This window comes from Micrococcus lylae NBRC 15355, from assembly GCF_001570885.1.
GTDB classification, from domain to species: domain Bacteria; phylum Actinomycetota; class Actinomycetes; order Actinomycetales; family Micrococcaceae; genus Micrococcus; species Micrococcus lylae.
This window is the reverse complement of the sequence record NZ_BCSN01000019.1, coordinates 33800-47103: the sequence shown is the minus strand read 5'-3', so window position 1 is coordinate 47103 and position 13304 is coordinate 33800. Positions and strand designations below refer to the sequence as shown.

Below are 13304 nucleotides of genomic sequence, written 5' to 3'. Positions count from 1 at the left end.
CCCAGAGATGGCCGTCGACGCGCATGACGACGGTGGTCTTCTGGTCCTTGTAGAGCTCCAGACCGGTGGTGCCCTCAGCCACCTCCCGCATCTCTCCGTCGAGGGTGATGAGGATCTTCTTCGGGTCGGACAATGGGTGCTCCTTGTTCACATCAGGCTTCAGGGCTGGTGGCATACGGGGGCCACCGCCAGCCGGGACAAGTCTAGACCCGGGCAGGCAGGCATGCGTACGGGAAGGCAGGCAGGCGTACGGGCCGGCGGGCATGCGTGCGGCAGACGGGCACAGGAAGGCCCACGACCCCACGACCCGCCTGCGGTCCCTGCCTCCTGCGCTACTCGTGCCGCGGATGTCCCCGCGTCCGGTGGTACTGGTTCCGTCTCGGCGTCCGATCCGGGTCGAGGTGCCGGGCCGGGGTGAACCAGGGAACACCGTCCTCGACGTCGATCTCCCACCACCCGGAGTGGACCGCATGGTGATGGTGTGAGCAGAGGAGCACCCCGTTGTCCACGTCGGTCGGACCCCCGTGCTCCCAGTGGTCGATGTGGTGGACCTCGCACCAGGCCGCCGGGATGGTGCAGCCGGGGGCGGCGCATCCGCCGTCGCGGGCGGTGATGGCCTTGCGCTGGGCACGGGTGAAGAGTCGGCGGGCTCGGCCGAGGTCGAGGATCTCGCCTTCACCGCCGAGCACGGCGGGGATGATGTCTGCGTCGCAGGCGATGCGACGGATCTGCCGCGGATCGACCGGACCGGTGAAGTCCATGCAGGACAGGGCCCGGCCGTGTGCGGTTCCGAACGCCACGCCGGCAACCCCCGCTCCGAGTGTGACGCCGGCAGCCCCCATTCCGTCCGTCCTCCCGGGGGCGGTGCCGTTCGTCCACCCGGGGGCGGTGCCGTTCGTCCACGCGGGGTCGGCGCCGGTGCCGTCGGCACCCAGGACAGCACCGCTGACCTGGCGCAGCAGCGTCTCGTAGTCGATGGTGACGAGCAGCTGGGGACGGTGACCGCCGCTGCTCGGAAGCACCTCGGAGCCGGCGTGCGCGAGGGCCGACTGCAGGGCGCTGATCACGGTGTCGGCCTGCTTCTGGCCGCGGGTCCGCGGATCGGTGTGCGGATCGGTGTGCAGATCGGTGTGCGGTGCGGCGGCCGCTCGGCTGCTGGACCGGCCACCGCCGGCCTCCCGGTCGGCCCGAGGGTTGGTGGCCGCTGACGCGAGGGTCTGCAGCACCTCGTTCTGTGCGTCGGTGACGAGCAGCTCCCACCGGTGGAGCCCCCGACGTCGGCCCCGGTAGAACATGCCCTGCGCAGCGTTGAGCTCGGCCTCTGTGGGCGCACCGTGGTCCGGCATCACGACGGCGTCCACGTTCTGGCGCCAGCGCTGGCAGAGACGGCGGATCGAGTCGGCGTCGAGACGGGTGAGCTGCTCGGACAGGAGCCGGTCGGCGCTGGCGATCATGGCGTCCGCCTCGGTGTCCGGCACTCCGGCGAGACGGGCGTCTGTGCGCGCCTCGGTGAGGGTCTTGACCACCACGTCGCCGGCAGCGGGGTCCACGTGCCCGCGGCTCATCGTCGCGGCGACGGCCGGCAGCTGCGGCGGGGTCACCGGCGCGGTGACGAAGGCCTGCTGCTCACGGGTCGCGGCCGCCCGCGCGATGCGCCGCTTCGCCTCGCGGCGATCCACGCGCAGGGTGCTGCGGAGGTAGTCGGCGGCATCCCGGTGGGCGCTCTTGCCCCGGGGCACACCGAGGATCTCCTCGCGGTCGGCCTCGTTCTCGTGCGCCTTCGCGACGTGTCCGGCCAGCATCGCCTGGGCCGCCGCCACGGTCCGAGCCAGCCGTTCGACGTCTGAGATCAGCTCGGGCAGGTCCTCCTGCTCTCCGGTGGCCCACCAGTCCGGCCCTTCGAGCCGGCGCACCACGTGGTCGGCCAATCGCTGTGCGACGGCGACCTCGTGGGCCATGGGCATGTTCGGGAAGTGGCGGGCGCGGGGATCACGCCGGTCCCGAAGACTTCCGGGGCGCACGGTACCGGGTGGCCGCTCGTCCCCGGCCTTGTTCCTCGTCTCTGTTGCGAGTGCCATGCACCCCACCTCCCTTCGTCCATACATTCGAACATCCGGGCCGGACACGATAAGCGCCACCGGCGGCCGGGCCCGCACTGTCCTGACGTCTCCTGCGGACAAGACCCTGCGTCCCGGCCGGCACGCACCCCGGTCAGCCGTCCGGCGTCGGAAGCAGCTCCCAGGTGTCCGGGTGGGGCACCGGGACGGCACGGTCATCGGACCTGCGGACCGGCCAGGGCAGCTCGCCGCCAGCCCGGGCGCCGGCGAGGGCGACGTCGAGGTCGCGGGCGACCCGGCCGACGTCGGCCTTGACGGGCCAGTGGCCCGTCGCATGGTGGGGCACCTCCGGCAGGCGGCCGGGGTGGGCTCGTGCGCCGACCAGCACACCGTCCCTCTCCGCCGCCCGCCGCCGAGCAGCCTCCCGGTCTGCCCGGAGCCAGCGGGCCCAGGCATCGCGGGTGGAGTCGAGGTAGTCGGGGTCGGGCAGGGTCTCGGGCCGGTGGAGGTCCCAGGCGCGCACGGCCTGCACGGACACGGCCTTCGCTCCGGTGCGGCGCACGGTCCCCTCGATCAGCAGCAGCCGGGAGGAGAACAGCATCTCCCCCGAGGCGTGCTGGGCCTCGGTGAAGAAGGAGGTGTCCACACAGCCGGTGCCGTCGTCCACGGAGACGAACACGACGCGCCGGCCACTGCGCATCGGCGGTGTCTGGGTGGCCACGCGCACCCCTGCGACCAGCACCCGCGACTGGGACCGCAGCGAGAGCAGCCGCTCCGCCTTCGTCACCCCGAGCGCCTCCAGGTAGGGGGCGTGGGAGTCCATGAGGTGTGCGGTGACGTCGAGGGCGGTGAGGTCGAGCTCGGTGCGCACCCGGTCCGCGTTCCGCGGGGACGGGAACATCGGCGTCAGCGACTGCAGCTCCACATCCGGCAGGTCCAGGGACAGCTGCCCGTCCACCTGCCGCGGCCGCGCCTTCCGGGACGTCGTGGCGAGCCGCCCCGGACCCGAGCCGTAGCCGGCGGAGTGCTGCATCTCCAGATGGTGCACGAGGTCCGTGCGCGAGGCCCCGCCCGGCGGCAGCAGGCAGTCCAGCGCCCCGAGCTGCGCGAGCCGTTCGAGATTGCGGGCGGTCGGCCGGGCACGGTCGCGCACGTCGGCCAGGCTCATGTAGGGCCTCCCGTCCACGAGCCGCCGCACCTCGGCCTCGCTCAGCCCGGACAGCGCGCTCATCGGCAGACGGATCCCCCAGCGTCCCGGCCCGCGGGAGGCCCCCTGCGCAGACGCCCCCTGCCCAGATGCCCCCTGTGCAGACGCCCCCTGTGCAGACGCCTCCTGCGCAGACGGTCCCGGCACAGGCGGTTCCCCGACGACGGCCGCCTCACCCCCTCCTGCCGGCCCACCGGCGGAGGCGGGTGCCGTCGTCGGGAAGAGGGTCTCGGGCGTTCCCCCGTGGCCTCCATCGCGGGGCGGCAGTCCGAGCTCGGGATGGTCCGGCACCCATTCGACGCGGACGTGGTCGGAGGAGCGGTTCACGTCCACGGGGAGCACGGGGATGCCCATGCGGCGGGCCTCGGCGATCATGAGACGGGCGGGGTACATGCCGGGGTCGTGCTCGAGGATCGCGGCCATGAACGCCTCCGGGTGGTGCGTCTTCAGCCAGGCCGAGTGGTAGGTGGGCACTGCGAACGCCGCCCCGTGCGCCTTGCAGAACCCGAAGGAGCCGAAGGCGTGGAGGGTGGCCCAGACCTCGTCGATGACGTCGAGGCTGTAGCCGCGGGACAGGGCCCGGGAGCGGAAGAACTCCTCCACACGGGTCTCGGCGTCGGAGCCGATGAGACGGCGGAGCTCGTCGGCCTTGGCAAGGCCGCAGCCGGTCATGACGTCGAAGGTGCGCAGCACCTGCTCGTGGAACACGGTGACCCCGTGGGTCTCGGCGAGCACGGGAACGAGGTCCGGGTGCGGGTAGTGGGCCGGCGCCCACCCGTGCCGCTGTTCCAGGAAGGGGCGCACCATGTCCGACTGCATGGGGCCGGGGCGGAACAGGGAGATGTCCACGATGAGATCCTCGAACCGCTCCGGGGCGAGCTTGCCGATCAGCTCCCGCTGGCCCGGGGACTCGATCTGGAAGCAGCCGAGCGTGTGGGTGGTGCGGATCATCTCGTAGGTGGCGGGGTCGTCCAAGGGAACCTGCTCGAGGTCCACCTGCTCGCCGGTGGTGCGGGCGACCTCCTGGAGGGCGTAGGCGATGGCGGACTGCATGCGGACGCCGAGGACGTCGAGCTTGAGCATGCCCATGGGGTCCATGTCGTGCTTGTCGAACTGGCTCATGGGCAGGCCGAGGCCGGAGGGCTGCACGGGGGTGCGCTTCAGCAGGGAGGCGTCCCCGAGGATCACGCCGCACGGGTGCATGGAGATGTGCCGCGGCAGCCGGTCCAGGCGCTCGGTGAGGTCCACGAGCAGGTCCAGCTGCCGGCTGCCCTCGCGGCGCCCGGACTCGAGGCGCTCGGCGAAGCCGCGCAGCTCCGGCATGCGCTCGAGGGCGTCGCGGAAGTGGGAGGCGGAGAACCGCCACAGCTGCTTGGCCACCGCGTCCACCTCCGGGTCCGGCATGCCCAGGGCGAGCCCGGCGTCCCGCACGGCGCCGCGGGCCCGGTAGGCGTTCTGCATGCTCATCAGGGTGGTGCGCTGCTGTCCGAACCGTTCGAACAGCGCCCGGTAGACCTCGTGGCGGCGGGCGGACTCCACGTCGATGTCGATGTCCGGCAGGGTCGAGCGGTCGTCCGAGAGGAACCGCTCCATGAGCAGCCCCTGCGCCATGGGGTCCACGTGCGAGATCCGCAGGGCGTGGTTGACCAGCGAGGACGCTCCCGAGCCCCGAGCCGCCACGCGCACGCCGCGGCCCTCGATCATCCGCACCACCTCGGCCACCGTGAGGAAGTACCCGGAGAACCCGAGCCGGGAGATGATCCCGAGCTCGTGCTCCACACGCTCCTCGAGCTCCCGGCCGGCCGCCGTGGCGGCGAAGGCCGTGCCCGTGAACAGGTCCGGGTAGCGGTCGGCCACCCCCGCCAGGGTCCGCTCCCGCAGCACCCGTGCCGGGTCCCCCTCGATCCCGACGACGGCCGCCTCCGGAACACGCGGCCGCCCCCATCCGAGGTCCTCGGCAGGGTCCACGGCACAGGCCTCGGCCAATGCCTGGGTGGCCGCGAGCAGGGCCGCAGGGCGGATGTCCGCGGCGTCCGCGACCTCGGCGGCGATCCGCCGCATGGCCGCGGTGGGCTTGAGCCATCCCTGGCCGTTGGGCTGCAGGTCGTGCGCCCCGTCCAGGGCGCTGAGGGCCCGGACGGCGTCCAGGACGTCGGCGGTGGCGGCCCCGTCCGGGGCGGCGTAGCGGACGGCGTTGGTGAGCACGGCGGGCACCCGGACCTGCGCGGCGGCGCGGACCATCTTCACGGCGTGCCCGGTGTCGCACCGCCGCCCAGGTGCGGAGAGGTGGCTGACCGCGTTGACGTGCAGGCTGCGGGCGGGCAGAGCGGCCTTCCACCGCCGTAGCGCCTGCAGGCCGGCGTTCCAGCGGCGGCGGGCCAGGTGCCGGCCGACGTCCGAGTCCGGGCCGACCAGGACGAACAGTTCGGGCGTCGGCGGGTTCTTCGGGTCCGCCGCGGTGGGCACCGGTCCGGCGGCGGCCGCGGCCAGCTCGGCGACCGTGATCACCGGGGCACCGCCGCCGGCGCCGCCCGTGGTGCGGGCGTGCGCCGCCGAGACCACCCGGCACAGCGCAGCGTACCCGGAGCCCCCGCAGCCGCCGCGGGCCAGGATCACCACGCGGCCGGCATCGGCCCCCGGCTCCTGCGTCCCCGGCCGCTCCCCCGGCGGCAGGTCTGCCCAGGTGACGGCGAGGTCCACGCCGACGATCGGGGCGATCCCGTGCTGCCTGCACGCGGAGACGTGCTTGGCCATGCCGTAGAGGCCGTCGCGGTCGGTGCAGGCGAGCAGGCGCTGCCCGTCGGCGGCCGCGGCGGCGACGAGTTCGGCGGGCCAGGACGCTCCGTAGTGCGCGCTGAAGGCGCTGGCGACCTGCAGGTGGGCGAAGGGCTCGGCGGTCTCGGTCATGCTGACACTCCTGTTCGACGGAACCGGCACCGCCCGATGACGGCGGACGGACCGGGCGGCGGGAAGCGCGGACAGAGCGCGGCGGGAAGCGCGGACAGGCGTGGGTGAGGCGGACGACGGAGGGAAGGGGCCGGCGTCGGGAAGGACGGGCGGGCGAAGGCCCGCACCTCACGGTGCGGCGGACAGGTGCGGGCTAGGCGGTGGCCACGAGGGGCAGGCAGACCCCGCCGTGGATGCGGATCAGACGCCAGCGGCCGGAGTCCAGGTGATGGGCGACGTCCACGGTCTGCAGCGGAGCGTTGCCGGCACGGGCGAGCCGGACCTGGAGGCGCCAGATCTCGTGGTCCACGAGGCCGGCGCCACGGCCCTTCTCGGCCCGGTGCTCCTCGGCCCACCAGCGGCGGCGCTCGTACCAGCGCACCGGACGCTCGGCGAGCGCGTAGTCCCGACCGTTCCAGCGGAGCCGGTGCGGCGTGCCGTCCTGCGCGCACTCCACGGCGACGGACTGCGTGAAGATTCCCATGGTCTTCTCCCTGATTCCCTGCTCGGTTCTGCCGGCGGACCGGCGTGTGCGGACCCGACGGCGGGATGCCGTCGGGCGGTGGGAGCGGCAGGCCCCGAGGGGCCCTGGACGGGAAGCGCTGGGAAGGCCGCACCCACCATGCTACTCGAACATGTGTTCGAATCGCTTCCCCGAAGCTACGGAGGCGGCCGGACACGATAAGCGTCACGGGGGCGTCGGGGTCCGGTGCGGTGCCCTTCATCCGGCCGTCAACGGCACGTCACACCGTGCTGTCAGGCTCGATGCCGCGCCGGGGCGTGCGGGGGCACGCCGGAGGGAACGGCGCGCTTCACGGCGCGTGCCCCGGGGCTGTCCCCGACGACAGAACCGCAGAACAGAGGTACATCGTGAAGACCACCGCCTGCGTCCGCCGCCTCGGCGCCGGAGCCCTCGCCCTGACCCTGACCGGCGGACTGCTCTCCGCAGCCGTCATCGCCCCGTCCGCCTTCGCCGAGAGCGAGTCCGCCGGCGCTGCGGCCGCTCCGGCCTCCTCTCCGCAGCACCGCCCGCACCCGGTCCACCCGGAGCACCCCGGCAAGGGACCGAAGCACCCGCACCCGGTCCACCCGGAGCACCCGGGCAAGGGACCGAAGCACCCGCACCACCCCGGCACCCCGGAGGAGTTCGACTGGGACCGTGACGCCTACCGCGGTCAGGTGGACGTGCGCCGCACCCCGCACGACTCCCGCCCGAAGGACCCGAACGTGCTCACCGGCCGCGTCTTCGTGGACGCGGACCGCGACTCCCGCCGCCACCCCTCGGAGAAGGGCCTGGCCGGTGTGCGCGTCTCCAACGGCGAGGACGTCGTCCTCACGGACAAGCACGGCCGCTACGAGCTGCCCGTCCGGGACAACATGACGGTCTTCGTCACCCAGCCCACCGGCTACCGCGTTCCGGTGGACGCGGACAACGTCCCGCAGTTCCACTACCACCACCTGCCGGACGGCTCCCCGGAGCTGGAGCACGGCGGCATCGCCCCGACCGGCGAGCTCCCGGCCGCCGTGAACTTCCCGGTGGTGGCGGACGAGCGCATGGCCGAGGAGGACCAGCGCTGCCTGATCGGCGGCGACGTCCAGACCTACACCGAGCAGGAGGTGGAGTACGCCCGCTCCGGCGCGTTCGCGGACCTGGCCGAGCGCACCGACTACACGGACTGCGGCATCCTGTTCATCGGCGACATCGTGGGAGACCGCCCGGACCTGTACCCGCAGACACGCGAGCTGTCCTCCATGCTCAACGGCCCGGCCTGGTTCCTGCCCGGCAACCATGACCTGGACTTCGACACCCCGGACTCCGAGCACGCCTTCGACAGCTTCCGCGCCGCCCTCGGGCCCGAGTACTACTCCTACGACGTCGGTGACGCCCACGTGATCGCCCTGTCCTCCGTGGAGTACCCGCTCGCAGACTCCAGCGGCTACAACGGCTCGATCGACGAGCGCCAGATGGAGTGGCTGCGCCAGGACATCGCCGCGACCCCGAAGGACAAGAAGATCGTGCTGGGCACCCACGTGCCGCTGATGTCCTTCGCGGACAGCACCTCGGCCACCCACTCGATCGACCAGGTGCCCGAGATCTACGAGGTGCTCGAGGGCCGTGAGGTCATCACGGTCGGCGGCCACACCCACTCCACCGAGAACCTGCGCGCCGGCGACCTCGTGGCCGGGTGGAAGGACCTGTTCGGCATCGACGGGCTGCCGTTCGACCACCTGGTGGCCGGCGCGATCTCCGGCGACTGGTACTCCGGACGCCTCGTGGACGGGGACCGGTACCCGCTGGCCGCCCAGCGCGACGGCGCCCTGCCCGGCGTGGTCACCCTGGACCTGACCGCCGAGGGCATCGCCTCCCGCTTCACCGTCCGCGGCGACGACGGCTCCGACCAGATGAGCCTCGGCCTGAACACCCCGGCCTACCGCGAGTGGTTCGAGGCCAACCAGGACCACGCCAAGAAGGGCGGCGCCAAGCCGCTGGCGGACCCGCACACCGTGGCCGCCGAGGACCTGGCCGGAACCTGGCTGACCGCCAACGTGTTCATGGGCGCCACCGGCACCCGGGTCGAGGTCAGCGTGGACGGAGCTGAACCGGTCCCCGCGACCCGCACCCAGGAGATGGACGGCGAGGAGGTCCGCGTGGGCGCCGAGTACTCGGACCCGACTGCGGCCCAGGAGCAGCTGGTGCACGGCGGCTCCCTCGCCGACCGCACCATGCACCTGTGGCGCCTGCCGCTGCCGTCGGACCTGACCGCCGGCGAGCACACCGCCGAGGTCACCGTGACGGACCTCAACGGCGAGCGCCACACCGAGTCGATCGACTTCACCGTGCGCTGATCCTCGCCGCGCGCTGACGCGCGTCCCGCCACGACGACGGCCCCCGTCCCCTCCTCGAGGGGACGGGGGCCGCGCCCTGCAGGCCGGGACCGAGCCGCGCCCTGCCGACCGGGACCGGGCCGTTGCTCACAGCGCCGGCGCCGCCTCCTCTCCCCGCACCGCGCGGGCCGCCATCCAGCGGCTGACCAGGCCCATGCCGAGCAGCTCGACGAGCGACTGCGTCACGATCGCCGCACCGGCCAGTTCCCAGCCGGCAGGCAGTGCCAGGGCGATCGGCAGCACCACGAACGAGTTCCTCGTGCCGAGCGTGCACACGAGGGTGCGGCGCTGTGGGCGCGGCAGTCCGGCGATGTCCCCGGCCACGGTCCCGGCCAGCACCGCGCCGCCGAGGTAGACCACGCACACCAGCGCGCCGACCCAGAGCACGCCGGACGCCTCGGCCGCCGCCGGCGCACTGCCGGCGGCCACGAGGAAGACCACGGCGGTCAGCAGCGGGATCGGCCAGCGGGCCAGCCGCGCACGCCGCGCCTCGCCCACCGGCGAGCGCTGCAGCGACCGCTCGAAGAACGCGGCGGCTCCGAGCGGCACCAGCACCACCAGCACGGCCCCGGTGATCACGCCCGGGCTCAGCAGCGCCGCCCCGAGGCCCGGCAGTCCCCCTCCGGCGCCTCCGACGCCCGCGCCGATGCCTCCCCACAGCACCGTGAACAGCCACACCCACACGGGCAGGCTCACCAGCTGCAGCACCAGGTTCACGGGGGTGATGACCACAGCCGCGGCCCGGTCTCCCCAGGACAGGTAGGAGAAGGTCAGGAACCAGTCCGTGCACGGCACCGCGAGCACCAGCAGCAGTCCCAGCGCCAGGGCCGTCACCTGGGCCTCGGAGCCCACGAGCACTCTGCCGAACACCTCCACCCCGGCCACCAGGCACAGGGCGAACACCGGCATCACCAGCCCGTTGGCCACCAGCACGGTGCCGAGCCAGGGGCCGTCCCGGCCGGCCTCACGCAGCCGCTGCAGCGGGGTCTGGACGAAGGTCGCGAACAGCAGCGCCGCCAGCAGCGGCCACAGCAGCACACCGGTCACCGCTGACACACCCGGCACCGCCAGGCCCAGGGCCCCGCCGAGCACGGCCGCACCCAGGTACAGCCACACCTGGTGCTGCTCCAGGCCCGACGGCGGCGCCGTCGCCTCGGTCTGCGCCGTCACGTCCCCGGACGGCCGCGCTCCGGCAGGGCGGGGCACGGCGACATCGTCCGCGGGCCCCGTCTCCTCGTGCCCTGCCTGCCCGCGGGCCGGCTCCTGCGCGTGCCGCTCAGACAAGGCGTTCCTGCACCCCGCCCTGCGGCCGGATCAGCTCCGGCCCGTTGTTCCGCACGTTGCCCACGGCGGTGCCGACGGGGCGCAGCCGCCAGCCGCGCGCCACGGACTCGGCGTGCTCCACCACGCGCCCGACGAGGTCCTCCGCCTCCTCGGCGGAGCCGAGCTTCACCGGCTCGAGCCAGTCAGCCATCAGGGACTCGTCCAGGGGGACGGGCAGACGGTCGTGCAGGCGCCCCAGGGAGGCGAGGGTGCCGTCGTCGTCCTCCGGGTCCGGGGAGGCGCAGGTGAGGATGGAGCAGGAGAGCACCCACGGGTCCTCGCCGCGGGCCTGGGCCTCCGGGTCCTTCCACCACTCGTAGAGGCCGGCGAACCAGATGACGGGCCCCTCACCGTCACCGGCTCCGGTGGGGTGCACGTAGAACGGCTGCTTCTTCGCCGCCTTCCCGTCGGCGCCCTTCTGCCCGGGGTCGGGGGCCTTCCACTCGTAGTAGCCTTCCACGGGCACGGCGCAGCGGCGGGCACGCACGGCCGCCCGGAACGTCGGCTTCTGCGCCACCGTCTCGGAGCGGGCGTTGAACGCACGCGAGCCCACGGACAGCTCCTTCGCCCACGGCGGCACCAGGCCCCAGCGGGCCACATGGATCCGCCGCGTCACCGCGGCGTCGCCGTCACCCGCCCCGGCGTTCCCCGCATGCGCCACCAGGATCGGCACCTCGGCCGTCGGGGCGACGTTCCAGTTCTCCCGGAGCACCAGCTCCTCGTCCGGCTCGGCGCCGCCCCGGGCCACCAGGTCCCCGGTGGCACGGGCCATCACGTAGCGGCCACACATCTCAACGGTCCTTCCCCTCGTCTGCTCGGCCTCCGGTCACAGCGCACTCGTCTGCCGCATCAAGTCTTCCCCGTCCCGGGCGACGGCGCCACACGCCACGCGTGCTGCGCGCCGGCCCCACCGGACCTGTGACCCGTGCATCCGCCGCCGACCCTGTGATGGGATGGAGGGACCGACGCGGGAGGACGCCCCACCGGCGTGGCGCCGCTCCGACCACACTGCGGGCCCGAAGGCCCGCGGGCCCCGGACCGGCACACACGCGCCGCAACCGTCCGCCCGTGCACCCCACAGGAGAGGAGCCCACGTGCCCCAGAAGGTGAAGGCCGTCATCGCACGGTCGAAGGACGCCCCCGTCGAGCTGACCACCATCGTGGTCCCGGACCCGGGTCCGGGCGAGGCCGTCGTGGACATCAAGACCTGCGGCGTCTGCCACACGGACCTGCACTACGTCGAGGGCGGCATCGGAGACGACTACCCCTACCTGCTCGGCCACGAGGCCACCGGCGTGGTCTCCGCCGTCGGCGAAGGCGTGACGAACGTCGAGGTCGGGGACACCGTCATCCTGAACTGGCGTGCCGTCTGCGGCGAGTGCCGCGCCTGCAAGAAGGGGGACCTGAAGTACTGCTTCTCCACCTTCAACGCCGAGCAGAAGATGACCCTGGAGGACGGCACCGAGCTGGAGCCCGCCCTGGGCATCGGCGCCTTCGCCGAGAAGACCCTGGTCCACTCCGGCCAGTGCACCAGGGTGGACGGCGTGGACTCGGTGGACGAGCAGGCCGCCGTCGGCCTGCTGGGCTGCGGCGTCATGGCCGGCATCGGCGCCGCCGTGAACACCGGCGAGGTCAAGCGCGGCGAGTCCGTGGCCGTCATCGGCTGCGGCGGCGTCGGCGTGGCCGCGGTGGCCGGCGCGAAGCTGGCCGGCGCCACCACGATCGTGGCCGTGGACATCGACCCGAAGAAGCTGGCGAAGGCCGAGGAGCTCGGGGCCACCGTCACCGTGAACTCGAAGGAGCAGGACGCCGTCGAGGCGATCCGTGAGGCCACCGGCGGCGTCGGCGCGGACGTGGTCATCGAGGCCGTGGGCCGCCCGGAGACCTACGAGCAGGCCTTCTACGCCCGCGACCTCGCCGGCCGCGTGGTGCTCGTGGGCGTGCCGACCCCGGAGATGAAGATCGAGCTGCCCCTGCTCGAGGTCTTCGGCCGCGGCGGCGCCCTGAAGTCCTCCTGGTACGGCGACTGCCTGCCCGAGCGCGACTTCCCGATGCTCGTGGACCAGTACCGCCTGGGCCGTCTGCCGCTGGAGGCGTTCGTCACCGAGAAGATCGGCATCGACGAGGTGAACGAGGCCTTCGACACCATGAAGTCCGGCGACGTCCTGCGTTCGGTGGTGGTGCTCTGATGGCACGCATCGACCACATCGTCACCTCCGGCACCTTCTCCCTGGACGGGGAGACCCATGAGGTGGACAACAACGTCTGGATCGTCGGCGGTGCCGAGGAGTGCGTGGTCATCGACCCGGCCCATGACGCGCACGCCGTGTGGAAGGCCGTCAACGGCCGTCAGGTCCTGGCGATCCTGCTCACCCACGGCCACGACGACCACATCCGCCAGGTCATGGAGTTCCGCCGGATGGTGGACGCGCCCGTGCTGATCCACCCGGACGACCGCATGCTCTGGGACGCCGTGTTCCCGGACGAGGCCCCCGACGGCGCCCTGCAGGACGGCGACACCTTCCGCGTGGCCGGTGTGGAGCTCGAGGTCCGCCACACCCCGGGCCACTCCCCCGGCTCGGTGTGCTTCCACGCCCCGGCCCTGGGCGAGAAGGACGAGGAGGGCACCCCCACCGGCGTCGTGTTCTCCGGCGACACCCTGTTCGCCGGCGGCCCCGGCGCCACCGGCCGCAGCTACTCGGACTTCGACACGATCATCGAGTCCATCTCCACGCGCCTGCTGCCGATGTCCGACCGCACGGTGGTCCACACCGGCCACGGCGACTCCACCACCATCGGCGCGGAGGCACCGCACCTGGACGAGTGGATCGCCCGCGGCCACTGACCGCCCTGCCACCACGGTGCGGGCCTTCGGCCCCGTCCCG

At 73.2% G+C, this 13304-nt stretch carries 8 protein-coding genes; 3 read left to right on the top strand and 5 right to left on the bottom strand.

The window, feature by feature from the left end:
- Positions 1-332: 332 nt before the first annotated feature.
- From MLY01S_RS05740 to MLY01S_RS05730, 3 genes are all read right to left on the bottom strand, one after another.
- Positions 333-2078: an HNH endonuclease signature motif containing protein gene (locus tag MLY01S_RS05740; RefSeq protein WP_255218009.1), complete on the bottom strand. Its 1746-nt coding sequence runs from the start codon at positions 2076-2078 to the stop codon at positions 333-335.
- A gap of 133 nt (positions 2079-2211) precedes the next feature.
- On the bottom strand, positions 2212-6171 hold the full coding sequence (locus MLY01S_RS05735; RefSeq protein WP_067190159.1) for a DNA polymerase III subunit alpha: 3960 nt from the start codon (positions 6169-6171) through the stop codon (positions 2212-2214).
- Positions 6172-6364: 193 nt separating this feature from the next.
- On the bottom strand, positions 6365-6694 hold the full coding sequence (locus tag MLY01S_RS05730) for a DUF6504 family protein (protein WP_067190157.1): 330 nt from the start codon (positions 6692-6694) through the stop codon (positions 6365-6367).
- 386 nt (positions 6695-7080) lie between these two features.
- On the opposite strand from MLY01S_RS05730, the gene MLY01S_RS05725 reads away from it, so the two are divergent.
- Positions 7081-9057 carry a calcineurin-like phosphoesterase C-terminal domain-containing protein gene (locus MLY01S_RS05725; protein ID WP_067190156.1) on the top strand — a complete coding sequence of 659 codons (1977 nt, stop codon included), beginning with the start codon at positions 7081-7083 and terminating at the stop codon, positions 9055-9057.
- A 126-nt stretch (positions 9058-9183) separates the two neighbouring features.
- Here the strand turns inward: MLY01S_RS05725 and MLY01S_RS05720 are convergent, their stop codons facing one another.
- Positions 9184-10380, bottom strand: coding sequence for an arsenic resistance protein (locus MLY01S_RS05720; protein ID WP_082739760.1), 1197 nt, complete (start codon positions 10378-10380; stop codon positions 9184-9186).
- Complete coding sequence (locus MLY01S_RS05715; RefSeq protein WP_067190152.1) at positions 10373-11209, bottom strand: SOS response-associated peptidase; 837 nt, start codon at positions 11207-11209, stop codon at positions 10373-10375. Before MLY01S_RS05715 ends, MLY01S_RS05720 begins: the two co-directional genes overlap by 8 nt.
- Positions 11210-11513: 304 nt before the next feature.
- Between MLY01S_RS05715 and MLY01S_RS05710 the strand changes: the two genes are divergently transcribed.
- Complete coding sequence (locus MLY01S_RS05710; protein ID WP_067190150.1) at positions 11514-12608, top strand: S-(hydroxymethyl)mycothiol dehydrogenase; 1095 nt, start codon at positions 11514-11516, stop codon at positions 12606-12608.
- Entirely contained in the window at positions 12608-13264 is a 657-nt protein-coding gene (locus tag MLY01S_RS05705; protein ID WP_067190148.1) for an MBL fold metallo-hydrolase, read from the top strand. The genes MLY01S_RS05710 and MLY01S_RS05705 overlap by 1 nt, the downstream gene beginning before the upstream one ends.
- Positions 13265-13304: the final 40 nt, after the last annotated feature.

Coding starts and splice junctions, on each gene's coding strand:
- MLY01S_RS05740 (WP_255218009.1), bottom strand. CDS start 2,078: ATGGCACTCGCAACAGAGACGAGGAACAAGGCCGGGGACGAGCGGCCA.
- MLY01S_RS05715 (WP_067190152.1), bottom strand. CDS start 11,209: ATGTGTGGCCGCTACGTGATGGCCCGTGCCACCGGGGACCTGGTGGCC.
- MLY01S_RS05705 (WP_067190148.1), top strand. CDS start 12,608: ATGGCACGCATCGACCACATCGTCACCTCCGGCACCTTCTCCCTGGAC.
- MLY01S_RS05730 (WP_067190157.1), bottom strand. CDS start 6,694: ATGGGAATCTTCACGCAGTCCGTCGCCGTGGAGTGCGCGCAGGACGGC.
- MLY01S_RS05735 (WP_067190159.1), bottom strand. CDS start 6,171: ATGACCGAGACCGCCGAGCCCTTCGCCCACCTGCAGGTCGCCAGCGCC.